The 21,951-nt window shown below is 62.2% G+C and carries 20 protein-coding genes and 4 tRNA genes; 3 read left to right on the forward strand and 21 right to left on the reverse strand.

What is annotated here, in order from left to right; translation table 11 throughout:
• Window positions 1-9: 9 nt before the first annotated feature.
• On the forward strand, window positions 10-453 hold the full coding sequence (locus BW934_RS08235; RefSeq protein ID WP_076346993.1) for an ImmA/IrrE family metallo-endopeptidase: 444 nt from the start codon (window positions 10-12) through the stop codon (window positions 451-453).
• Window positions 454-547: 94 nt separating this feature from the next.
• On the forward strand, window positions 548-1,786 hold the full coding sequence (locus BW934_RS08240; protein ID WP_076346995.1) for a tyrosine-type recombinase/integrase: 1,239 nt from the start codon (window positions 548-550) through the stop codon (window positions 1,784-1,786).
• Between the two features lie 118 nt (window positions 1,787-1,904).
• Here the strand turns inward: BW934_RS08240 and BW934_RS08245 are convergent.
• The 11 genes from BW934_RS08245 to miaB all read right to left on the reverse strand — a co-directional run bounded on the left by BW934_RS08245 (window position 1,905) and on the right by miaB (window position 10,878).
• Window positions 1,905-1,980 (reverse strand) — tRNA-Val (locus BW934_RS08245).
• A gap of 2 nt (window positions 1,981-1,982) precedes the next feature.
• A tRNA-Thr gene (locus BW934_RS08250) sits at window positions 1,983-2,058 on the reverse strand.
• 19 nt (window positions 2,059-2,077) lie between these two features.
• Window positions 2,078-2,153 (reverse strand) — tRNA-Trp (locus BW934_RS08255).
• A 47-nt stretch (window positions 2,154-2,200) separates the two neighbouring features.
• Window positions 2,201-2,273: transfer RNA gene (locus tag BW934_RS08260), tRNA-Thr, on the reverse strand.
• A 106-nt stretch (window positions 2,274-2,379) separates the two neighbouring features.
• Entirely contained in the window at window positions 2,380-2,640 is a 261-nt protein-coding gene (gene hfq, locus BW934_RS08265; protein ID WP_076346997.1) for an RNA chaperone Hfq, read from the reverse strand.
• A gap of 1 nt (window position 2,641) precedes the next feature.
• Window positions 2,642-3,643 (reverse strand): tRNA (adenosine(37)-N6)-dimethylallyltransferase MiaA, encoded by a 1,002-nt coding sequence (miaA, locus tag BW934_RS08270; RefSeq protein ID WP_076346999.1) that lies wholly within the window; start codon window positions 3,641-3,643, stop codon window positions 2,642-2,644.
• Complete coding sequence (locus BW934_RS08275) at window positions 3,640-4,440, reverse strand: class I SAM-dependent methyltransferase (protein ID WP_076347001.1); 801 nt, start codon at window positions 4,438-4,440, stop codon at window positions 3,640-3,642. The genes miaA and BW934_RS08275 overlap by 4 nt, the downstream gene beginning before the upstream one ends.
• On the reverse strand, window positions 4,437-6,335 hold the full coding sequence (gene mutL / locus BW934_RS08280) for a DNA mismatch repair endonuclease MutL (protein ID WP_234969688.1): 1,899 nt from the start codon (window positions 6,333-6,335) through the stop codon (window positions 4,437-4,439). The genes BW934_RS08275 and mutL overlap by 4 nt, the downstream gene beginning before the upstream one ends.
• Complete coding sequence (gene mutS, locus BW934_RS08285; RefSeq protein WP_076347003.1) at window positions 6,317-8,920, reverse strand: DNA mismatch repair protein MutS; 2,604 nt, start codon at window positions 8,918-8,920, stop codon at window positions 6,317-6,319. Before mutS ends, mutL begins: the two co-directional genes overlap by 19 nt.
• Before the next feature lie 12 nt (window positions 8,921-8,932).
• Window positions 8,933-9,385, reverse strand: a complete 453-nt coding sequence (locus BW934_RS08290) for a YlbF/YmcA family competence regulator (RefSeq protein ID WP_076347005.1) — start codon at window positions 9,383-9,385, stop codon at window positions 8,933-8,935.
• Window positions 9,385-10,878: a tRNA (N6-isopentenyl adenosine(37)-C2)-methylthiotransferase MiaB gene (miaB, locus tag BW934_RS08295; protein ID WP_076347007.1), complete on the reverse strand. Its 1,494-nt coding sequence runs from the start codon at window positions 10,876-10,878 to the stop codon at window positions 9,385-9,387. Before miaB ends, BW934_RS08290 begins: the two co-directional genes overlap by 1 nt.
• 101 nt (window positions 10,879-10,979) lie before the next feature.
• Here miaB and BW934_RS08300 point away from each other — a divergent pair, with 101 nt between their 5' ends.
• On the forward strand, window positions 10,980-11,228 hold the full coding sequence (locus BW934_RS08300) for a hypothetical protein (protein WP_076347009.1): 249 nt from the start codon (window positions 10,980-10,982) through the stop codon (window positions 11,226-11,228).
• On the opposite strand, the gene BW934_RS08305 is transcribed toward BW934_RS08300, so the two are convergent.
• From BW934_RS08305 to recA, 10 genes are all read right to left on the reverse strand, one after another.
• Entirely contained in the window at window positions 11,225-12,343 is a 1,119-nt protein-coding gene (locus BW934_RS08305) for a YheC/YheD family endospore coat-associated protein (protein ID WP_076347011.1), read from the reverse strand. The genes BW934_RS08300 and BW934_RS08305 overlap by 4 nt on opposite strands.
• Before the next feature lie 26 nt (window positions 12,344-12,369).
• Complete coding sequence (locus tag BW934_RS08310) at window positions 12,370-13,833, reverse strand: putative amidoligase domain-containing protein (RefSeq protein WP_076347013.1); 1,464 nt, start codon at window positions 13,831-13,833, stop codon at window positions 12,370-12,372.
• A gap of 28 nt (window positions 13,834-13,861) precedes the next feature.
• The gene (locus BW934_RS08315; protein ID WP_076347015.1) at window positions 13,862-14,974 is read right to left on the reverse strand and encodes a YheC/YheD family endospore coat-associated protein; all 1,113 of its coding nucleotides are present in this window, start codon (window positions 14,972-14,974) and stop codon (window positions 13,862-13,864) included.
• 15 nt (window positions 14,975-14,989) lie between these two features.
• Window positions 14,990-16,066: a YheC/YheD family protein gene (locus BW934_RS08320; protein ID WP_076347017.1), complete on the reverse strand. Its 1,077-nt coding sequence runs from the start codon at window positions 16,064-16,066 to the stop codon at window positions 14,990-14,992.
• A gap of 58 nt (window positions 16,067-16,124) precedes the next feature.
• On the reverse strand, window positions 16,125-16,661 hold the full coding sequence (gene cotE, locus BW934_RS08325; protein WP_076347019.1) for an outer spore coat protein CotE: 537 nt from the start codon (window positions 16,659-16,661) through the stop codon (window positions 16,125-16,127).
• Between the two features lie 401 nt (window positions 16,662-17,062).
• On the reverse strand, window positions 17,063-18,019 hold the full coding sequence (locus BW934_RS08330) for a dipeptidase (RefSeq protein WP_234969689.1): 957 nt from the start codon (window positions 18,017-18,019) through the stop codon (window positions 17,063-17,065).
• Window positions 18,020-18,035: 16 nt separating this feature from the next.
• Window positions 18,036-18,296, reverse strand: a complete 261-nt coding sequence (locus BW934_RS08335) for a stage V sporulation protein S (protein ID WP_008340016.1) — start codon at window positions 18,294-18,296, stop codon at window positions 18,036-18,038.
• 158 nt (window positions 18,297-18,454) lie between these two features.
• Window positions 18,455-20,002: a ribonuclease Y gene (gene rny / locus BW934_RS08340; protein WP_076347021.1), complete on the reverse strand. Its 1,548-nt coding sequence runs from the start codon at window positions 20,000-20,002 to the stop codon at window positions 18,455-18,457.
• Window positions 20,003-20,133: 131 nt separating this feature from the next.
• Complete coding sequence (locus BW934_RS08345) at window positions 20,134-20,829, reverse strand: regulatory protein RecX (RefSeq protein ID WP_076347023.1); 696 nt, start codon at window positions 20,827-20,829, stop codon at window positions 20,134-20,136.
• The gene (recA, locus tag BW934_RS08350; RefSeq protein ID WP_076347025.1) at window positions 20,798-21,856 is read right to left on the reverse strand and encodes a recombinase RecA; all 1,059 of its coding nucleotides are present in this window, start codon (window positions 21,854-21,856) and stop codon (window positions 20,798-20,800) included. Before recA ends, BW934_RS08345 begins: the two co-directional genes overlap by 32 nt.
• Between the last annotated feature and the right edge of the window lie 95 nt (window positions 21,857-21,951).

Here is a 21,951-nt window from a genome sequence, read left to right on the forward strand (position 1 = left end):
TGCGTTCCTGTGAACATCAAAGCGATCGTCAAACGACTCATCTCGAAATACGGGACGAATAATCCATTTCAGATTTGTGATTTACGCGGGATTCAAGTGCTGGACGAACCTCTGGGCAACATCCTGGGGTACTACAACATGATTCGCCGGATCCCGATGATTCACTTGAACGAACTCCTCTTGGACAACTTCGGGCTGCGCCGCTTCGTTTGCGCTCATGAGCTGGGCCATGCGGTATTACATCCGAAGGTGAGTACACCGTATCTTCGAAAAAACACCTTGTTTTCGATCGACCGTATCGAGCGGGAGGCCAATGCTTTTGCAGTCGAGCTGTTGGTGCCGGATGACGCGATCCGGGCATCCGGATGTTCGACTGTCCGGGAAGTCGCCGCAACATTCGAAATCCCGGATGCGTACATCACGCTGAAGAGATGCGACTTTTTCGCGCCTTGAAGACGAACGTATGTTCTATAAAAGGGGGTGAAAAAGATGTGAGAAACAGCCTCGCACTTCAATCTTGAATCTTAGATGAGGAGGTACCCATTCGATGGCCAACATCGAAAAGCGTAGCGAACGGTCGTGGCGGCTCACTGTCGATGGAGGATTTGATACGAACGGCAAACGTGTTTTACACAGGAAAACGATTCGCATTGAGGACGAATCGATTTTGCGGTCAAAGCGTCGACTTCAAGAATACTTGCAACATGAGTACCTCAGGTTTCGCCAGGAGATCGAAACAGGGCTCTATACGAAGCCAGAGCGTATTACGTTCGCAGAGTTTGTGGACACGTGGAAGGTTAACTACGCCGATCTCCATCTAGGTGCATACACACGTCGGCACTACTTGAATATGCTTCGGACACACGTCATCCCTGTCTTCGGATCGATGGAACTACACAAGATCAAGACGATGCACATCGTGTCCTTCCTGACACGCCTGCGGTCGCCTGAAGGACGAAAGGACGGGAAAGACAAGCCGTTGGCGGCGAACAGCCAGCTCAACATCTACAAGGCCCTCAAATCAGTCCTGGACGCCGCAGAACGTTGGCGTATTATCGCCGACAACCCCATCAAAGGGGTGAAACGCCCGGCACCTGATAAGGCGGAGCGTAAGGCCTTACGCGAGCGAAAGAAGTCCTATACGAAAGCCGAGGTGGAGGTTCTCATCGAGAAGCTGTTGAACGAGCCTCCGCATTGGCGGTTGTATTACCTCGGAGTGGTTTTGGGCGGTTTTCGTCGAGGGGAGATGCTCGGCATGGAATGGCACCAGGTTGATTTCGAACGAGGCGGCCTGAACGTCGAAAAACAAATCTCCTTAGACGAACAAGGCCGACCAGTCGAAGCTGATTTGAAAACGGAAGAGTCCCGCGGGTTTGTGCCGATGCCACGTTGGTACATGACCGAGCTATCGAAATATCGGCAAACGTGGATTCGGGAACGTTGGCACCTACAGCAATGCGGTAAGTGGCAGGGCGGTAAAAAGGAGTACCTATTTCACAACGGCTTTGGCGAGAAGCTCTATCCAAGCACTCCTTCCCTGCACTGGCGTCGGCTTCTCGACAAGTACGAATTACCGCGAATCCGTCTCCATGACTTGCGCCATACCACAGCGACTATTCTGCGAGAAGATGGCGCTGATCTGAAATCCATTCAGGAACGTCTGCGACATACGCGTCTGTCGATTACCGCTGACTTGTACACGCATGAGACGGAAACGGTCAGTCGGGAGACGGCAGACCGGCTTGAGAAGTTGAACCCTTTCAGCTCCCGCTCGAAGTCGAGTTGAAGCGTATGATCCCAAGATGATCCCAACCCTCATTTTTGCGCCGTTCGAAAGCCGTCACGACGCCGCCCAGGCAAAGCAAAAATCCCTTGCGGCACAAGGGATTTCGGGACTTGTGATATGGTGGGCGTTGACGGGCTCGAACCGCCGACCCCCTGCTTGTAAGGCAGATGCTCTCCCAACTGAGCTAAACGCCCTCTGGAGCTCCCAACCAGGCTTGAACTGGTGACCTCATCCTTACCATGGATGCGCTCTACCAACTGAGCTATGGGAGCAAGTCAATGGAGGGAAATGTGGCAGGGGCGGCAGGATTCGAACCCACGACATGCGGTTTTGGAGACCGCCGTTCTACCAGCTGAACTACGCCCCTGCGTGGAATGCGTGGAGGATGAATGGATTCCACCCTCCACCCGATGAAGCCAGCGACAGGAATCGAACCTGCGACCCACTGATTACAAGTCAGTTGCTCTACCTACTGAGCTACGCTGGCATTGTCGCGGCGAGGATTACTATAGCACGGGACGCATCGGATTGTCAACTGCCATTTGGCCCTTTATCCTGACGCCTGCGCGCAGCATTCCTCGCCTCTTCGCCCCTTACTCCGTCGCTTGATGGGCTTCTCCGCTCGGCTCAGGTTGCGTGAGGGACACAGGCCGCATCGGCGCGAACGTGGAGATGGCATGCTTGTAAATCAGCTGCTGCTTTCCATCCGTCTCCACGACGATTGTGAAGTTGTCGAATGCGCGGACCAAACCGCGAATTTGAAAACCGTTCACCAGGTACACGATGACGGGAATTCGCTCTTTGCGCACCTGATTGAGAAATGTGTCTTGAATGTTGACCGACGACTTCGACATGCTACGATTCACTCTCCATTCTGCACGTGCTGGATCTATTCGCAGTCGACCACCCGATATCCTGCAAAAAGGCCTCAACGCATGTCCATAATCGCGCGATCTCGTCCGCAGGAAATTGCCCATCCGGGCCTTTCGCGAACCAGCGGACGCGCGGATCGCGCCGAAACCAGGACCATTGACGTTTGGCGAATCGCCTCGTGTTCTGTTGTATGATGCGAATTGCTTCCTCCTCTGATACGGCGCCGGACAAGTAGGCGACGACTTCTTTATACCCAATCGCCTGCATGGCCGTCCCGTCGACAGGAACGCCGCATTCGAGCAGGCGCTTGACTTCATCGACGAGGCCCAGCCGCCACATCTGCTCGACACGCCGATCAATGCGTTGATACAGCGCCTCCCGTGGCATGGTGATGCCAATCACCAGCGCGTCGTATCGGCCTTGGCGGGGCGCCCATTCGTAGTCCGCCGACATCGCCGTGCCCCGCGCAATGGTCACCTCGAGCGCGCGGACGATCCGCTTGCGGTCGTTTGGATGAATCCTCGCCGCGCGCTCGGGATCGCGCGCGCAGAGCTCGTCGTAGAGGGCGCGAACCCCCTCCTGCTTGGCGCGCCGCTCGAGGCGCGCGCGCAGCGTTTGGTCTTCGGGCGTTTGTGAGAAGTCGAGATCGTCCAGCAGCGCGCGAATGTAGAGACCCGTCCCGCCGCAAACGACTGGCAACCGCCCCCGCGCGCAGATCTCGCCGATGACTTGATCCGCCTGTCGCTTCCACTCTGCCACCGTGAACTTCTCGGCCGGATCGGCGATGTCCAACAGATGATGCGGCACGCCGCGCATCTCGGACGGCTGGAGCTTGGCGGTCCCGATGTCCATGCCGCGATAAATCTGCATGGAATCGGCGGAAACCACCTCGCCGCCGTAGCGGAGGGCTATCTCAATGCTTTGCTCGCTTTTGCCGACGCCCGTCGGTCCGACGACGCAGAGGATGGGCTGTCGCTTGGTCATCGCGGTCTCCTCCATACACCGTACGCGAACCTGCCGGACGCGCGGTCGGGCTCGAGCCCCAGCGACTCCAACACGCCGGACTTGGGCCGCTCCTTGACGATCACGGCGCGCCGAGCGACGCGCTTCGCCTCTTCGACGGCTTCGCGCGAGAGAGGGCGCTCCCAGGCGACGGGCCGGATCGGCTGCATGTGAACCGACTGACGCACGGGATCACGGAACATCGGGTCGAAGTATACGACGTCTGCGCTGAGGTCCGCCTGAGCACGAAGCCAAGCCGCATGGTCGCCGTGCACAAGCTGTACGCGCTGCAAAAGCTGAGCCTCCCGCGGGTGGGCTTGACAGCCGTAGATTTGGACCGCCCGGAGAAGGCCGTACATGACGGGAGACCGCTCGATGCCCACGACCCTGCCTTCTTGTCCCACGGCTTCGGCAAAGACCAGCGCATCCGTGCCCAGCCCGAGGGTGGCGTCGATCACGGCGTCGCCCGGCGCAATCTCTGCGAGCGCGAGCAGGCGATCGGGTTCGCCCGTTTGCAGGCGCCGCAGCCGCTGATACGCCATGCTGGGATGAAAGAAGAGCGGATGAGGGGCGCCGCGCACGTGAATCACGGCCGGATCGGCCACCACAACGACGGCATCCACGTGCTCGAGCAGCTGCGCGATACTCCTGCCGCGCCTCGGCTCGAAGGAGGCGCCGAACCACGGTGCCATCTCTCGTGCGCGCGCCACGTGATCGCCTTTGGGGCGCAGCGGTGTGGTGACGACAATGCGCATATCGTGGTTGCAAGCGTGTGTCATACGATCCTCCGAAATGACTTTGCCAGGTCCCGCTCACTCATCCGCAAGAAAATGGGGCGTCCATGCGGACAATGGTACGGATCGCGGGCGCGGGCCAGGCGGCGGCAGAGCGCCTCCATCTCGGGCATGGTCAGCGAATCATGGGCTTTGATGGCGGACTTACACGCCCGGGTAGCCAAGCGATGCATGATGTCGCGGACTGCGGTGGTTTGCCCGAGTGACGCGAGATCCTGAAGCGCGTCGCGCAGAAGGCTCGCGTAGTCGAGGCCCTGCCAAAGGTCGGGGATGGTGCGCACGACGACGGTATGCGCCCCGAAGGGGTCGATTTCAATACCCAGGGTCAACAGGTCGTCTCGGCGCGCCATCACCTGCTCGAAGGCGGAAGGCGTGAGGGCGAGTTCCAGAGGGGCAAGGAGCGGCATCGGCTGCGCTTGGCCCTCTTGCCACGCGTCGAGCAGGTCCTCGTAGAGCACGCGCTCGTGCGCGGCATGTTGGTCGATGATGTAGAGATCCTCCCCGTCCTCGGCGACGATGTACATGCGCAGTGCCTGTCCGATGGGGCGGAGCTGCCAATCGGCGGGCCGCTCTCGAACGCCGCCCTCCTCTCCATCAGGTCCAGCAGGCGCCTCGTTCGTTCCACTCGCCGTTTCGGCGTGGGGGAGCCCGATCGCCCCCGCAGCCGACTCCCGCACGGCCAACGCGGTCGCCCACGCCTCCTGGGGCGAGAGAGAAGGAGTACGCTCGTCGCTTGGGAGCGCGCGGGACGCCTTGCGCACCTGGTCGCGGGCGGGATCGTCATGGGGGCGCCTCGCTCGCCCTGCGCCATCTTCGCCCGGATCTGGCAGATGGAGCGGCAACACATCGCCGAGTGGAGCTTCCCGCCTCACGCGGGGCGCGACCGTGAGCATCGTGCCGTCCAATGCGGCGCGCACGGCCGACTCCACGAGCTCACACACATCCCGCTCCTCGCTCAGGCGGACTTCCCACTTCTGGGGGTGCACATTCGGATCCACGAGCACGGGGTCCATCTCGAGGTAGAGCGCGTACACCGGGTAGCGCCCGACCATCAGCCGCTCGCCGTAGGCGCGTTCGATGGCCTGTTGGACGGCCACGTTCCGCACCGGTCGGCCGTTGACGAAGAGGTAGCCGTGTTGCCGCGACGACCGCGCCTGCGTCGGACGGCCGATGAAGCCGCGAACCACATAGTCACCGTGGTCCGCGCGCGCCTCGAGCAACATCTTCGCTTCCCCCACGCCGTACAACGCCGCCCAGACCTCGCGGGCATCCCCGCGCCCAGGCGTCTGAAACAGCACCTGGCGCTCCGTCCGGCACACAAACGCGACCTCTGGATGCGCAAGACTCTCCCGCTGCACGACCTCCACCGATCGCGCCTGCTCCGTCTGGGCGCTGCGCAGATACTTGAGCCGAGCCGGGGTGTTGAAAAACAGGTCACGCACCTCCATGGTCGTGCCAAACGCCGCCCCGACGGGTTCCGGCGGGTGGATTTCGCCCCCCTCCACCCGCACCAAAATGCCCGACTCTGCGCCGCGCGCCCGCGTGATCAGCCGCACGCGCGCCACGGACGCGATGGCCGCGAGGGCCTCGCCGCGAAACCCCAAGGTGCGAATCCGGGCGAGATCGCGCGGCTCGTGGACCTTGCTTGTGGCATGGCGCTGAAAGGCCAGTACAGCGTCGTCCGGCTCCATGCCTTCGCCGTCGTCGATGACGGTCACCGAGCCGATCCCGCCCTCGACCAAGGCGACCTCGATGCGCGTCGCGCGGGCATCCAGGCTGTTTTCGATCAGCTCCTTGACGCACGATGCCGGCCGGGCCACCACCTCGCCCGCGGCGATTTGATCCGCCATGACCTTGGGCATTACCTGGATTTTGCCCATGCGACCAGATCCCTCGCTTTCTCGGCCGCCTCGTGCAGCAGCTGCATCGCCTCGAGGGGCGTCACGCGCATCACGTCGATCGCAGCCAGCCATTCGGCGAGATCGCGATACGGTGCGGTGAACAGGTCAAGCGCCACCGCTCCCTCGTCGCGTGCGCGCGCCGGGTGGCGGGCGTCTTGCGGCGCATCGCGTCGAGCGGACGCCACCTCGGGCAAGGTCTCACGGGCCGCGAGGAACTCCATGGCGCGGCGGATGACGCGGTCCGGCAGTCCCGCAAGGCGGGCCACCTGGATGCCGTAACTGCGATCCGACGGCCGCATCACGACGCTGTGCAGAAACCGGATGCCATCCTCCGTCTCCTCGACCGCCATGGACTGGTTGCGCACGCAGGCAAACTGCTCGGAGAACGAGATGAGTTCGTGATAATGGGTCGCAAACAGCGTGAGCGGCTTGCTGCGCCGCTTCGCCAGATCCTCGAGCACGGCTTCGGCGATGGACAGCCCGTCGTACGTCGACGTTCCGCGGCCGATCTCGTCCAGTAACACGAGGCTTCGCCCGCTCGCCTCCCGGAGAATTTCGGCGAGCTCCGTCATCTCCACCATGAACGTGCTTTGCCCGCGGCTGAGATCGTCCGACGCGCCGATGCGGGTGAAGACGCGATCGACGAGGCCCATGCGGGCGTAGCGAGCGGGCACGAACGAGCCCATCTGCGCGAGAATCGCGATGAGCGCCGCCTGGCGCATGTAGGTGCTTTTCCCGCCCATGTTGGGACCTGTGAGCAGGACGATGGGCTCCTCCGGCGTGAGCACCAGGTCGTTCGGGACAAACTCCGACCCGATGGAGGCCTCGACCACCGGATGACGGCCCTCGCGAATCTCGATGCCGATCTCGTCGGTCACTTCGGGGCGCACATAGCCCCGCTTCACCGCGAGCTCGGCGAGGCTGGCCAGGACGTCGAGGGTGCTCACGACTTCAGCGAAACGCTGCAGATCGCTCGCCCGCTCGCGGATGCGCTCGACCCAGGCGTCGAACCGCTCGCGCTCCATTTCCACCACGCGCTCCGCCGCCGTCAGGATGTCCGCCTCTCGGGCCTTCAGTTCCGGATGCGTGAATCGCTCGCCCGAGGCGAGCGTCTGCTTGCGCTCGTAGTCTTCCGGGACGAGAGACAGGTTGGCCTTCGATACCTCGATGTAGTAGCCGAACACCTTGTTGTAGCCGATTTTGAGCGACTTGATCCCCGTTCGCTCGCGCTCCCGCGCTTCGAATGCGCGCAGCCACTGGCGTCCGTCCGTTTGCAACGCGCGCAGACGATCGATCTCGGGGTCGATCCCATCCCGAAAGATGCCGCCCTCCGAAGCGGTCGCCGGAGGATCCTCGACGAGCTCGTTCGCGAGGGAGGACGCGAGCGGACGAAAATCGGGCACGTCTTGGACAAGGCGCGCCAAGAGGGGAGGAGCATCGGGTGGCAAAAGGTCCAGCGCGCCGTGTCCCTTTTCGATGGCGTGCGCCAGCGCGAGCAAATCGCGCGGCGTCGCGCGGCGAATCGAACACTTGGCAAGGAGTCGCGAAAGATCGTGCATGCCGCGCAGCGTCTCGCGGATTTCGGCCCGCAGCAAAAAATCGTCACTGAGCGCCGTCACCGCGTCGAGCCGCTCCTCGATGGCGGCGCGATCGACCAGCGGCCGAACCATCCACGTCCGCAAGAGGCGCGATCCGGCCGCGGTCACCGTCTCGCGGATGACGTCGTACAGCGACGTCCTTCGGTCCTTGCCGCTTCCTGCGGGCACGAGCTCCAGGTGCTCAATGGTCCGCTCCGAAAGCCACATCCGGCCAGATTCCAGGAGCGGGCGCGGCCGACTCAGGTGGCGCAGGTCGGCCATTTGCGTGTCCTTCAGGTACTGAAACACCATGTTGGCGGCCGACACCGCAGCCGAACCCGCCGCGAGACCGAGCGCCTCCGGATGGGGCACGCCGTAATGCGCGACAAGGGCGTCCGGTGGCGGAGACGGCACGCGCGTCACGATGCCGCCATGTCGCTTGACGCTCTCCTCGAGCCACGCGGGCGCCTCCTCTTCTGCCACAAGGAGGACTTCGCGCGGACGAAATCTTGCAAGGTGATCGCGCACCTCGTCCGCCCGTCCACCGCCAACCCACACATCGCCGGCGCCCATGTCCAGGAGCGCAAGGCCCCATTCGTCGCCCTCATGCGCGAGCGCAGCCAGATACCGCGCGTCGGTCGCCTCGGTCAACGCCGTTCCCGGCGTGACAATGCGCACAATCTCCCGGCGCACCAGCCCTTTGGCCGTCTTGGGATCCTCGACCTGATCGCAGATGGCCACGCGGTATCCCTGCTCGACGAGCCGCTCGAGATACCCGTCCAGCGCGTGGTGTGGCACGCCGCACATCGGCACGCGGCCTGCCTCTCCGGCGTCGCGGCCGGTGAGGGTGATGTCGAGCACCTGACTGGCCGTCACCGCGTCCTCGAAGAACAGTTCATAGAAGTCGCCGAGCCGAAACATCAAAAGCGTGTCGTTCAGCTTCGACTTCATTTCGCGATACTGCCGCATCATGGGGGTCAGGCTCACCAGTCGACCTCCTCACGCGCCCGCGCTCGCGTGGCAAGAGCCGCCACACCCTCCCGAGCACCCGCCACTGCCGCAGGTGCGCGGCCCTCGCTCCACGGGCAGGGTGTCACCCAACTGCGCCAGCACCACCTCGATGACCTCCTGGACCAGCGCGTTCAGCTCGTCTTGTGCGGCCTTGTACTGAAGCGCGACCGGGATCTCGTACAGCCGCTCCCAGAGCGCGTCGACCTCCTGCTTCATCCGCAGGTACTTGTCATGGGATGCGCCAAGCCGATCTCGCAGCGTCCAAAGCCCGTTGGTCTTCTTTTTGAGTTCATCGAACAGGCGCTGTGCTGCCGCGTTGTGTTCCATTTTCTCTCTCGCCCGCCAATAGGCGCGGCATTCCTCGGACCGCCGAATCATCTCTCCGAGTTCATCCGCGGCCGCCAGGATGGCGCCCATGCCGATCTCTGCCGCGATGGCCATCAGGAAACCACCTCTTCCACCCGGACGATCTCGGCCTTCAGCAAGAACGTCTGCGGCTCCGTCACACGCACCCACACGCGCTGCCCGATGAGCGACTTGTCTCCGCGCAAGAGCACCAGCTTATTCGTGCGCGTTCTTCCCGAGAGCACATCAGGGTTGGTCTTACTCTCGCCGTCGACGAGGACCTCCAGGACCTGCCCCCGCAATTTCTCATTGTGCGTGCGGCTAATTTCGTTCTGAACCTCATTCAGGCGCAACAGGCGTTCCTTCTTCTCTTCCATCGGCGTCTCGTCGTGCCAACGCGCCGCCGGCGTATTCTCGCGCGGAGAGTAGATGAAGGTAAACGCGTTGTCGAACTCGACCTCCTGCACCAGCCGCAGCGTGTCTTGAAAGTGCGCCTCCGTCTCTCCGGGAAAACCGACGATGAGATCCGTCGTGATCGCGACGCCCGGAATTTTGTTGCGAATCTTATCGACCAAGCGCAGGTAATACTCCCGCGTATGTGACCGGTTCATGCGCCGCAGGATCTCGTTGTTCCCAGACTGGACCGGCAGGTGAATGTGTTCGACCACGTTTTCTGATTCGGCGATCGCGTCGATCAGCTCGTCCGTGAAGTTCCACGGATTCGACGTCGTGAACCTTATCCACCCGATGCCAGGCACGGCGTTCACTTGGCGCAGAAGCTGCGCAAAATTCGAGGTGCCGAGATCGACCCCGTAATCGTTCACGTTTTGGCCGAGCAGCGTGATGTCCTGATAACCCTCGCGAACGAGTTGGGCCACCTCTTGCAAGACATCCTCCGGCAGGCGGCTGCGCTCGACACCTCGGGTATACGGGACAATGCAGTACGTGCAGAACTTGTTGCACCCGTACTGAATATTGACCCATGCGCGCACGCGGTCCTTGCGCAGTTTGGGCCAGTCCTCGACGGTCTCTGGAGCCGTCTCCCAGACCTCCATGACCGTCTCCTGCGAATCGCGGGCGGCGGCGAGCAACGCGGGCAGGCGGTGGATGTTGTGCGTGCCAAAGACGAGATCGATCCACGGGTATTTGTCGCGGACCATGCGCTGCACGCCCTTCTCCTGCGCCATGCAGCCGCAAAGCCCGAAGATGAGCTCCGGATTCGTCTGTTTGAGCGGCCGCAACCGCCCGATCTCGCCGAACACCTTGTCCTCGGCGTTTTCACGCACCGCGCACGTGTTGAACAAGATGAAGTCAGCTTCGTCGGGAACCGCGGCCGGCTCATACCCCATGGCGGTGAGAAGGCCCGCCATCACCTCGGTGTCGTGCTCGTTCATTTGACAGCCGTAGGTTCGGATGAAGAAGCGGTAAGGCTCACCGTTGGGCTTGCGCCCCACGCGATAATCGCGCGTGAGCGCCTCCGCGTCATACGACACGCGAACGGCCTGATTGGGCCTGTGCGTCTGCCCAAACACGAGGCCCAGGCCCTTTTCGAGTCTGCCTTCGCGGACGAGGCGAATCAAGTTTTCCATATCTCAACACTCCGTCTTCAGGAATGGCGGTTTCGTCTTGCACATCTAATCTCACATGATACCATAAGCAGTAAAGCGGATAAACGTGGTGAGGAATCGTCATGTCCGAGAAAGTCAATGTCCCCACCTTCGAGGTGCACGTGGCGTTTCGCGAGCACCCGCTCGACGGGGCTGTCGTCGCGCCCAATAAAAAATCGTACGCCAGCGATTTCCCGGAGGTCGATGAGATTCTCCAATCCCACCGGGCCCTGCTGGTGTACGACAGTAAGTGGCACTATATTCCCCTGCACCAAATTCAGTATGTGACCAAGGGCAAACAGCGGTTCCTTCTGCCCTGGCCGCTCGTTTAACGGGCGTTGGCGGCGAGATCGCGCAGAATGTCGATCACGCCTGCGCTCGCTCGGCAGGCGATCTCCGGCTCGTCAAACCTCATCGGTTTCGCGTTGGCCTCAAACAGCCATGGCTGCCCGCTTTCGTCCAGGCCCACGTCGATGGACATCTCGCGCACATGTCCTGGCATAGACCGCTCGATGGCGGCGGCCGCTGATCGCGTGAACGCGGTGAGTCTCGCGTCCACTTCTTCGCTTCGAGCGCCGAAGGCCTGGCGAAGCACCGTCCATCGGTCCGCGATGTGGCCGCCGTTCGGCACATGGCTGGTGATGCTCGCCTCGCCGCTCACGCGAATGCCGTAGCCCACCACCGTCCACTGGTGCCTCGGCCGCTGAAGAAGCACGCGCGCGTCACACGGCCGGTTGTCAAACCGGATGACGGGCACGGCGGCCTGCGCCACGTAGGCGCCCGGCATGAGCATTCTCCGCAACGCCTCGTCGAGCGCTCGCGACCCGCGCACCTCGTCGTGCACCGCCCGCTCGGCGCGCTGGACCCAGACGTCGAACGCATCCCCTCTGCGGTCCACCCGCACAATCCCGCGGCCGATGCTGCCACCCACGGGTTTCAAATACACGGCGGAGTGACGGCTCAACAGGTCCAGCACGGACTCGGCGCCCGTGAACATCCGAGTCTCGGGAAGATGATGGCCGAGCCCCGCCCGGCGGACGGCTTCGTAAATCTTTGCTTTGTTGAAATAGCGGTGGTTGAAAAATGGGATGCCCATCGACTGCAGAATGGCTCGAGCTCGCTGCACGCTTTGGCTCGCTTCGAGCGCGCGATTGGGGATGCGATTGTATACCGCAGCCGGGCGCGGCACGACAGCCGGTTTCCAATTTCGCGGACCCAATCGCACGAATCCCTGCCAAAGCGAGCTGTCCGCCACCGACGACGGCGTGATGACGTACACAAGATGGCCCTGTTTCTGCCCCGCCGCAATGATGTCCCGAAAGTAAATCCGCGATCCCGCAAATCCAGCCGGATGATCGGCCGTGAGAATGGCAAACGCGGGCCCATCCCGCCGCTCGATCTCGGCCGCCTCCGGCGCATATGCCGTTGGGTGGAATGCTCGCTTCATGACCCACACCTCGCGCGACGTAGGAACTACATACTTCGAACGGCGGAGACCTGTGTCCGCTTCGATGCCTGGGCGCGACGCAAGGGCACGCCCCATTCCTGCCGAACGTCCACCGCCTCGTCCCAGGTGTCGCCGCGCTCAATCATGGAGAACAGCGGTTCTATCGCATCCTGATGCTGCCCGTATTCGGGATGGCTTCGAAGGACGTCCATGTTGCGCAACAAGACGGGCCTGAGCGCCTCGCGATCCGCCTGATAAAACGCGAACTGAAGGTGCGGTGAATAGATATCGTACAGCGGCAGTTCGCGGTAATGGCGCGCCACCAGATGGGCCAGGTGAAACGCGGCACGGGTGACCGCCTGGCTGCACACGAAGCTTGCGGGCGTGCGGTATTCAAAGCCTCCGTGCGACTTCTGACGCACATCGCCCAAAAATCCGTACTTCGGGCGCCGCCACTGAGCCCGGACAGGATCCTCGACGGCCATGAGCGGCAAGCCGACGTAGTGATCGAGCGCGCGGACCAGTCTCGCGGTGAGCGGGACGCCCGAGATGTGAATGTGGCCACCCGTGCAATAGGGCCGAAAGGGCGCACTCCCCGCGCGCCACTCCACCGTGGGGCGGTTGATGGCCTCGCTCGCCTCCTCCATGAGCGCGCGCAGATTCAGCATCAGCCCGTCGGGCGAAGTGTCCGGCGCAGGGCGCAGTTCCATGAGCGGCAACCTGCGCCCATCGAAGTTGACGCTGCGATCGTCACAGCCAATGCGGCCCTTGCGAGGGAAGTACTTGCTTGCCAGCACCATCTTGCCCTGCGCATTTCGCAGCATCAGCTCGACATCGGTGCCGAGCGTCACGGAAGGCGGCCCTGAACGGCGCCACTCCTCTTCTCGCTCCACAAAGCGCTGAACCGCGTCCCGGTACATCTCCAGCAACCGGCCTTCGAGGATGGGCGTTGCGCTCACGTCCAAGAGCTGAAGCAACCCGCGATCTGACACCCCAATGGAGACGAGCCCGAAGTCGAGCCCGAGCGCGTGTAACGCCCTCGTGGCGAGATACGTCGCCCGCCGCGTCTGCGCATCGCCGTCGAGCGGCACTTCCTGAAACGACTCATGAATGCGCGAGACGCGAGACGATGTCCAGTCGACGCCAGAGTCCGAGCGAAAGCCACCAATGGGTACGAAGTCGAAAATGGCAATCCGATACTGGCGGCTGAACGTGGTTGGCAACCCATCGCGGTTGACCCGCGGTGCCACCCGCACGCCCACCTTCCGCAGAAATTTCGCCATTTGCACGCGCGAAGCGATCCGGCGCTGGGCTTCGCTTGCGTTCAGCACCGTCCCCCGGGCCGGATCGCTCTCTTCCATCATGCCCCATCTGACCAACACGTCGCGATCCGTCATGCGATTGCTCGCCGTGTATCTAGAAAGACGAGGAACGCTTGCCATGAGCCGTCTGGCCGAGGGTTGGTTCTTAAATAAGAGATAGTACGCCATCTGCACTCCCCCCTGGTTCGGCGCGGGCTCACGACTGCCTCCGCGTGAGGAACAACGCGTATTCCATGGGCCGCCGAAACGAGAGTTCAACCAGATCGTCGCGTCCACTTGCCGACGCAGGCGCCTTGCGCGGCTTGGAGTTGACCTCGATGACCCAGACAAAACCGCGCCGGTCGACGCCGAGATCGATGCCGAGTTCTCCGAATGTCCGCCCCGCGCCGGCTTCCACTGCTTCCGCCACTTTTTCGGCCAGCCGTCGAATGGAGGCTCGCACGCGCTTCTTGACGTCATCTGGGAACCCACTCAAAACCGCGCGATCCACCGGCATCGCGCCGCCGCCCGTCGTGAGGTTGGAGGTGAAGTCCCCCGACTTCGCGACGCGGGCAAAGGTCTTCGTGCGCTTCCATGCCCCGGTTCCATCCCGCTGCAGCAAGATGCGGATGTCGACCGGGCGTCCGTCGAGAGCGATGAGATCGATACCCTGCTGCCAGATATACGGCCGCCGGCGCAATTGCGTGCGGAACATCTGCACGGCATCGGCTGGTGACGGGGCCGTGCCGCGCGTCATGCCGTCGCGCGATCGCTTCCATTCGTACGCGACGGAACCGTCCTTCTCCATGGTGAAGCGAACGATGCCGAGCCCGAGACTCCCGTGCAAAGGCTTCAAAAACGCGACGCGGTGGCGAGCGAGGAAGTCTGCCCCTTGCCGGAGCGAACGATGGCGGACGGTCTCGGGGACATGTGCGCGCACCGGCGAGCGGCGCAGCCACTCGTAAATCTGCCACTTGTCGAAAAAGCCGTCGTTGAAGAAGCGGTCGCCGTATTCGGAGGAAAGCGCACGGCGGGTGTCCTGAAAGGGTCCGCTCAGCTCCATTTTGCGCGAGACGAGCTGGTCATAGATGACATCCGGAAATCGATACGTCTGCTCTGCCCAGCGGCCGTCGCGCCACGTGAATCCGCGCACTCGCCTCGCCTTGAGATCCACGTCCGCCAATGAAAAGACGAACGCATCCGCGCCGAGCGACTGAGCGATCTCGACCATGCGCCGGATGCCCGCCGTTTGATCGTTTTCCCGCAGGGTTCCTCGTTTCTCGTCCCATCGCGGGTGGTCTAGAATGCCGATGAGCGGCCGCCCTGACACCTTCCTCACCCCCGCTTAACCGCCGCGCGGCTGTTGAACTTCGATAGCATATTCCAACAGCGCCTCAAGTGACAGGCGATGAAGCTTTGGATCCAACTGTCGCAACATTTTCCGCCCTGGCGTGGGGTTGAATTCGAGGAAGAAGACGTGTCCGTCCTCGCTCGCGGCGAGATCGACGCCCAGTTCGGCATAGGGACCGAACCGCTCCCGGGCGCGGCGTGCAACAAGAAGGGCAATCTCGTCCATCCGCTCGACGAGATCGTCCGCGCGCTTCGAGCCGAAGGCGTCGGCGAACACTTGGGCTGCCGCGCGCGGCTCGCTCCCCGTGTGGATGTTGGTGGTCACAGCGCCCGGCGGACCGAGGCGTGCCACTCGCGCGACGATGTGAGGGCGATTGCCGTCGCAGACCAACCAGCGCAAATCGAAAGGCCGAGCACCGAGGCGCGCCAGCGGGATGGTTTTCTGGGCAACCGACGGGACCCAATGGCCGCCGGAGAAAGCCTGCCTGAACGCGGCGAGGCTGACAAAGGAAGCGGGGGCATCTCCCGACGCAGTCGAGACCTCGATGGCTCCCCGGTGGGTTCGCACCCGAAAAATGCCCTGGCCCTGCGTTCCGTTGACGGGCTTCACGTAGAGATCGTCCTGGTCCTGGAGCAGGGCGACGAGATCGTCGACGGTGGCGCAGAACCAGGTGAGCGGCAGATGGGGTTTCAACCGAGCGTCCTTGCGCAACCACGTGTATAACTTCCATTTGTGTCCGCTTCGGCGGGGCAAGGTATGTACAAGCCCTCTGCGCCTGAGCGCCACGAGTTCGCGCGCGGCGATTTCGGGCTGGCGTTGAAAGACGCCCGAGCGGCGCAAGACGACGCCAGGATGCGCGCATGGAACGGTGATCCAGCGCTGGCCGGAAAACGCGTGAGCGCGCCTGGCCGACCAATCACCGGGTGTGAGAACCCGCACGTCCACGCCCCGCTCTCGCCCGAGTTCGGTGAGATCCTCGAACATCCGCGTCTGCTCTCCGAATCGCCGCGCCGCACGATACGGGCCATCGACGTACAGGGTCAGGCTCGCCGGCAATCCTTCGCCCTCCATGCGCACACCTCCTTGACGCAAAGGGAGGGGGCTTTGCCCCCTCCGAAGCGCCCAGACGTCAGTCTTCGATCTCGACCTCTTCGACCTGGCTCTCCTCTTCGAAGAAGTCCAGGTCCTTCTTGTCGGCGAGATCGACGGTCACGACGCACAACTTCGTCTGGCCGATGACCTCGACGCCAAGTTCCTTTTCGACCCGTACCAGGACCTCAGAGCCGTTGCCGGTCAGCGTCGCATCGAGGCAGTTGGGGCTCTGCAGGACGTGCACGCGCACCTCGCGGCTGTCACGGACGCAGGCGTCGTCGACGTCGCGCAGGGCAATTTGTTCCGTGTACGTGACGGTTTCCTTGGCGATGGCCGTGTCGGTGTTCCCGTTGTACGAGTACCATACGTTGATGTCAAAGCGACCCCGCACCTCGACGTAATCGCCCACCAATTCGGCCTCATACACGTGGTTCATCACCCAGCAGCCTCCGATCGTGCTGGGGCGGTGGGACGGCCGGACCGTGTACGTCGTCTGAGCGTACTTGTTGCCGCGCCCACACACGGCATTGGCCATGATTTCCCGGTAGCTGAGGTCTTTGCTAGACAGCACCATGCGGCTACCTCCTCTGTGCAGAATCGAGCGGACCTGCGCTCGCAGGGGTCAAACCGTTTGCGAGGCAAGGAGCCTGGCGGGCGCAAAGCCCGGAGGCTTCTGCCCAGTCGCGCTCACAGCACATCGTATGCGTGGGCAAATGGAGGTGCGCCGCGTCGTTCACAGGCGAAGGGAAAATTGGGCGATGGCCCAAGAGGTGCGGGAGGAAGCGTGCGGCTCTATCGGAGAGGCGATGTCATGACCAGAGAAAGACCCTGCGGCGAGGCTGCAGGTTAAGCGAGATGCGGGCACAGGAGATGCGGGAACCCGCTGCGGTGGCACCACGGCGTCAGAAGCGCGGCGGCACGAAGGTGGGATGGGAATGGGAATGGGTCCATAGCCGCCACAAGGCGGCCGTGCAACTACGCGGGAGAAGAAGAAGGCAACTGCCGCATGAGAAAGGCCTCAAAATTGGCGAAGAGAAACGCCTGCGCGAGCTCCGCGCCGTATCGGTCGCAGAGCCTGTCTGCAAACGCAGCGTAGTCTCGGCTCGCGGCGAGACCGGGGATATCTGCGGACGTGCCGTCGAAATCCGAGCCAAAGCCCACGTGCCGATGTCCACCGAGCTGAAGGATATGATCCAGGTGACGAAACACATCGTCCACGGCGACGGGATCGCGCCCGACGAAGGAAGGCTGAAACGTCAGGCCGATCCAACCGTCTCTCCGAATGATTTCCCGAATGACGTCGTCCGTCAGATTGCGCCGATGGGGGTGAACGGCTCGCGCGTTCGCGTGGGAAGCCATGACAGGGCCATCCGTCAGGCGCAAGACATCGCGGACGCCGGCATCGTGGAGATGCGCAAGGTCGATCCACATCGACAGGTGCTGCATCTCGCGGAGCACGTCGCGACCCGCCCGAGTCAGTCCTGCGCCGCGAAGCTCGCCGCAGCCATCGGCCAGCTCGTTTGCATCGTTCCACGTCAGCCCCACACCGCGAACCCCGAGCCGATACAGGACGCGAAGAATTTCGACGCTTCCGCGCAAACAACCGCCGCCCTCGAGCGATAGGAGCGCTGCCATTTGCCCCTGTTGGCGAGCGACGCGCAGTTCCTCTTTGGATCGAACGGCTCGCACGTCCGCGAGACTCGCGATCTGCTGGTAGAACGCGTCAATCTGTCTCAAGACGACTGCCAACTGCGTATACGCATCCAGAGATGGATCGACGTAGAGCGCGAATACTTGCGTGGCGACGCCGCCCTCGCGCAACGAATGGTAATTCGCCCGCAGGTGCGGCGAGTCGTCCAAGAACGCCACGCGGCCCTCAGCCAGCTTCATCAGAACATCGACGTGTGCATCGGCCACAAGTATTCGCGCCACAGATCGTCATCCTTTCTCAACGAGGCTCTACGAGCAAGCGGATGGCGGTTCGGTCTTCGCCGTCGATCTTGATGTCTGTGAAGGCTGGCACACAAATGAGATCGATGCCGCTCGGGGCGACAAACCCGCGAGCAATGGCGACGGCCTTCACCGCTTGATTCAGCGCCCCCGCTCCAATGGCCTGAATTTCCGCCGAACCTTGTTCGCGCACGACCCCCGCCAGGGCGCCTGCGACAGAATTGGGATTCGATTTTGCCGAGACCTTTAACACATCCACGTTGAAATGACCTCCTCTGTTCCGTCGGCACTGGGACACTATACGATATTCGCCAAGAAGCCCATTATGCCAACGTACAGCGGGATCTCGACGGAGGCCGCGCGTCGATCACCGAAAGGTCACGGCGTGGATAAAAATAGGGTCAGCCAAAGGCTGCCCTATTTTGCGTATTCAACGGCTCTAGTTTCTCGAATTACCGTCACCTTGATCTGGCCGGGATAGTCGAGCTCATTCTCGATCTTCTTCGATATCTCCTTCGCAACCAGCGCAGACTCAGCATCGTCGACCAATTCGGGTTTGACAATGATGCGGATTTCGCGACCCGCTTGAATGGCGTAACTCTTCTCGACACCGGCAAACGAATCCGCAATATGTTCGAGTTTCTCCAGTCGTTTCATGTAGACTTCCAGCGTTTCTCTTCGAGCGCCCGGCCTTGCCGCCGAAATGGCGTCGGCCGCTGCGACAATGACGGAGATTGGCGAAGTGAACTCGACATCGCCGTGGTGCGCAGCGATGCAGTTGATCACGACAGGATGTTCCTTGTATCTGCGGGCGAGATCGACACCGATTTCGACGTGCGATCCTTCCACCTCATGCGTGACCGCCTTGCCGATGTCGTGCAACAACCCGCCTCGCCTGGCGAGGGCGGCATCCAATCCGAGTTCTGAAGCCATCATCCCAGCGAGGTGAGCCACCTCGATGGAGTGCTTCAACACATTTTGACCGTAACTCGTGCGGAAGCGAAGCCGGCCCAGGAGCTTCACAAGGTCCGGATGCAGACCGTGTACGTTTGCGTCAAAGGTCGCCTGCTCGCCTTGCTCCCGGATGACGTCCTCAATTTCCCGGCGGGCGCGCTCCACCATCTCCTCAATGCGAGCCGGGTGGATCCGCCCATCGGCGACGAGGCGCTCCAGGGCTATTTTGGCGATCTCGCGGCGAATCGGGTCAAACCCAGACAGAATGACCGCTTCCGGCGTGTCATCGATGATGAGGTCCACACCCGTCAGCGACTCGAGTGTGCGGATATTCCGCCCTTCTCGGCCAATGATGCGCCCTTTCATCTCGTCATTGGGCAGACTGACCACCGTCACCGTGATCTCCGACGCGTGATCCGCGGCGCACCGCTGAATCGCATTCGCGACAATCTCTCTCGCCTTGCGATCCGCCTCGCGCTTGGCCTCCTGCTCCACCTGCTTGACCATGAGCGCGGCATCGTGGCGCGCCTCACGCTCCACCTGCTCCAGAATGAGCTGTCGGGCGCTTTCGCGCGTCAAGCCGGAGATGCGCTCGAGCTCTCGCACCTGTTCCTGGCGCAAGGCTTCGGCCTCTTCTTTCAGGGCCTGAATGGCCACTTCCTCCCGGCGCAACTCCTCCGACTTCTGCTCCAGGACTTCAAGCTTCTTATCGAGCGCCTCTTCCTTCTGAAGAATCCGGCGCTCCATCCGCTGAATCTCGTTGCGTCGTTCGCGCAGCTCCTTCTCGGCCTCCTGCCGGATGCGGTGCGCTTCTTCCTTGGCTTCAAGCACCGCCTCCTTGCGGCGAGCCTCGACGTCCCGCTGCGCGGCCTCTATGATTTCCAAAGCGCGCGCTTCTGCGGCGCCAATCTTGGCCTCAGCGACCATGCGCCGGGCCACGTACCCAACACCTAGTCCAATTCCCAGACAAACCAACGCAATGACAATCAACAGCCAGACTGCGACTTCCAATGAGGCGCCTCCTTGCTCCGGTCGACGATCACTTGTTCGCATTGGAACCATGACGTCTTCGAGCTAGAGGCCGTAGGTGATACGCACTTTTATTCTACGTGTTGTTTCAAAACGGTGTCAAGAAAAGGCCCTCAGCCCTCCACCTCGCGCGCTTCGTCGGCAAATCGCTTGACGGCTTCGCGCACCGCCTCGCGCGCAAGCGAGGGGGAGAACCCCTTCCGCACGAGGTAAGCCATACCCCGGCGCGGATCCCACGTGGACAGGTCTCGAACCCGCTGGCGCACGTATTTCTCGGCCAGCCGCACGGCCGTCTCCTTTTCCCGGGCGTCGCCGACTTGGTCTTGGAGCGATTGCAGAACCAGGTCCTCCGGGGCCCCTCGCGAACGAAGTTTCGCCCGAATTTCCAGGCGACTCCGTTGATCCGCCCAAGCGTCCACCTGATCTCGCACGAGCCGCTCATCGTCAAGAAGGCCCTGCCGGCGCAAACACGAGAGCGCTTCGTCCACCTGCTCGACCTCCCAGCCCTTTCTCCGCAATGCGCGCCTCAGTTCGCCCTCAAAACGCGGCCGCGCCTCGATAAGCCGCAGCGCATCGCGCAGCGCCATGGCCACCTGCGCTCGTCGCTCGAGATCTACGTACTTCGCACGCGAGATCCTCATGCCCGCCTTCAGTCCGCAATCTACCCAGTCCTCTGCCGTCAGATAGAGTGGTGCGGCTCCGTCGAACTCGACGTAGATCAACGGCCGCCATTTGCCCGGGGCTTCCGAACCGCGCACGAGAACCATGGCGTCCTCGTCAGAAGGTGTCAAATTCGTCGAAGGCCTCATCGTCCGCATCCTCCGCCGCCGCAGCAACAAGCGGCTTCGCCGCGTTCACGTGGAAATACTCGCGAACCGCCGCTTCGATTTGCTCTGCAATCTCAGGATGCTCCTTTAGGAATTGCTTGGCATTTTCACGGCCTTGTCCGAGCCTCTCTTCGCCGTACGAGTACCATGCACCGCTCTTCTGAATGACGTCGATCTCGGTGGCGATATCGATCAGGCTGCCTTCCCGCGAAATCCCTTCGCCAAACATGATGTCGACGTCGCACTGGCGAAACGGCGGAGCCACCTTGTTTTTGACCACCTTGATGCGCGTGCGCGAACCCACGACGTCGTTGCCCTGCTTGATGGCCTCCACCCGCCGCACTTCCAACCGAACAGACGCGTAGAACTTCAGCGCCCGTCCGCCCGTCGTGGTCTCGGGGTTTCCAAACATGACGCCGACCTTTTCGCGAATCTGGTTGATGAAGATGGCGATGGTCTTCGATTTGCTGATGGCACCCGCCAATTTGCGAAGCGCCTGCGACATCAATCGCGCCTGAAGTCCGACGTGGGAGTCCCCCATGTCTCCCTCAAGCTCGTTCTTTGGAACCAGAGCTGCGACAGAATCCACGACGATCACGTCGACAGCGCCGCTCCGCACCAAGGCCTCCGCGATTTCGAGCGCCTGTTCGCCCGTGTCAGGCTGAGAGATGAGAAGTTCGTCGATATTGACACCGAGCTTTTGCGCATACACCGGGTCCAGCGCGTGCTCCGCGTCAATGAACGCCGCCTGTCCGCCCAACTTCTGAACTTCCGCGACGACGTGCAGCGCCACCGTCGTCTTGCCCGACGACTCAGGCCCGTAGATTTCCACAATCCTCCCCCGAGGCAAGCCTCCAACGCCGAGCGCGATATCGAGGGCAATGGAACCTGTGGGAACGGTCTCCACCGTCATCGCCGCGGCTTCCCCGAGGCGCATGATGGATCCTTTTCCAAATTCCTTCTCAATTTTCCGCAAGGCCTGTTCCAATGCCGCCTTTTTGTCTCCCATGACACACCATCCCTCGAGATTCTTCAAGAGCGTCTGCCCGTGAGCTTCTTCTCCGCCTGCTCCCGAACATGGGAACCTATTCGCGAGTGCTCGCA

Origin of the sequence: Alicyclobacillus vulcanalis (assembly GCF_900156755.1) — a bacterium.
Lineage (GTDB): Bacteria > Bacillota > Bacilli > Alicyclobacillales > Alicyclobacillaceae > Alicyclobacillus > Alicyclobacillus vulcanalis.

Bases quoted from the DNA above. Each gene is read 5' to 3' on its own strand.
- BW934_RS08345 (WP_076347023.1), bottom strand. From the start codon at position 20,829: ATGAGGCCTTCGACGAATTTGACACCTTCTGACGAGGACGCCATGGTT.
- BW934_RS08275 (WP_076347001.1), bottom strand. From the start codon at position 4,440: ATGACACACGCTTGCAACCACGATATGCGCATTGTCGTCACCACACCG.
- recA (WP_076347025.1), bottom strand. From the start codon at position 21,856: ATGGGAGACAAAAAGGCGGCATTGGAACAGGCCTTGCGGAAAATTGAG.
- miaA (WP_076346999.1), bottom strand. From the start codon at position 3,643: ATGACCAAGCGACAGCCCATCCTCTGCGTCGTCGGACCGACGGGCGTC.
- BW934_RS08305 (WP_076347011.1), bottom strand. From the start codon at position 12,343: ATGAAGCGAGCATTCCACCCAACGGCATATGCGCCGGAGGCGGCCGAG.
- miaB (WP_076347007.1), bottom strand. From the start codon at position 10,878: ATGGAAAACTTGATTCGCCTCGTCCGCGAAGGCAGACTCGAAAAGGGC.
- BW934_RS08240 (WP_076346995.1), top strand. From the start codon at position 548: ATGGCCAACATCGAAAAGCGTAGCGAACGGTCGTGGCGGCTCACTGTC.
- BW934_RS08320 (WP_076347017.1), bottom strand. From the start codon at position 16,066: ATGGAGGGCGAAGGATTGCCGGCGAGCCTGACCCTGTACGTCGATGGC.
- BW934_RS08290 (WP_076347005.1), bottom strand. From the start codon at position 9,385: ATGGCCATCGCGGCAGAGATCGGCATGGGCGCCATCCTGGCGGCCGCG.
- hfq (WP_076346997.1), bottom strand. From the start codon at position 2,640: ATGTCGAAGTCGTCGGTCAACATTCAAGACACATTTCTCAATCAGGTG.
- mutL (WP_234969688.1), bottom strand. From the start codon at position 6,335: ATGGGCAAAATCCAGGTAATGCCCAAGGTCATGGCGGATCAAATCGCC.
- BW934_RS08300 (WP_076347009.1), top strand. From the start codon at position 10,980: ATGTCCGAGAAAGTCAATGTCCCCACCTTCGAGGTGCACGTGGCGTTT.
- cotE (WP_076347019.1), bottom strand. From the start codon at position 16,661: ATGGTGCTGTCTAGCAAAGACCTCAGCTACCGGGAAATCATGGCCAAT.
- BW934_RS08310 (WP_076347013.1), bottom strand. From the start codon at position 13,833: ATGGCGTACTATCTCTTATTTAAGAACCAACCCTCGGCCAGACGGCTC.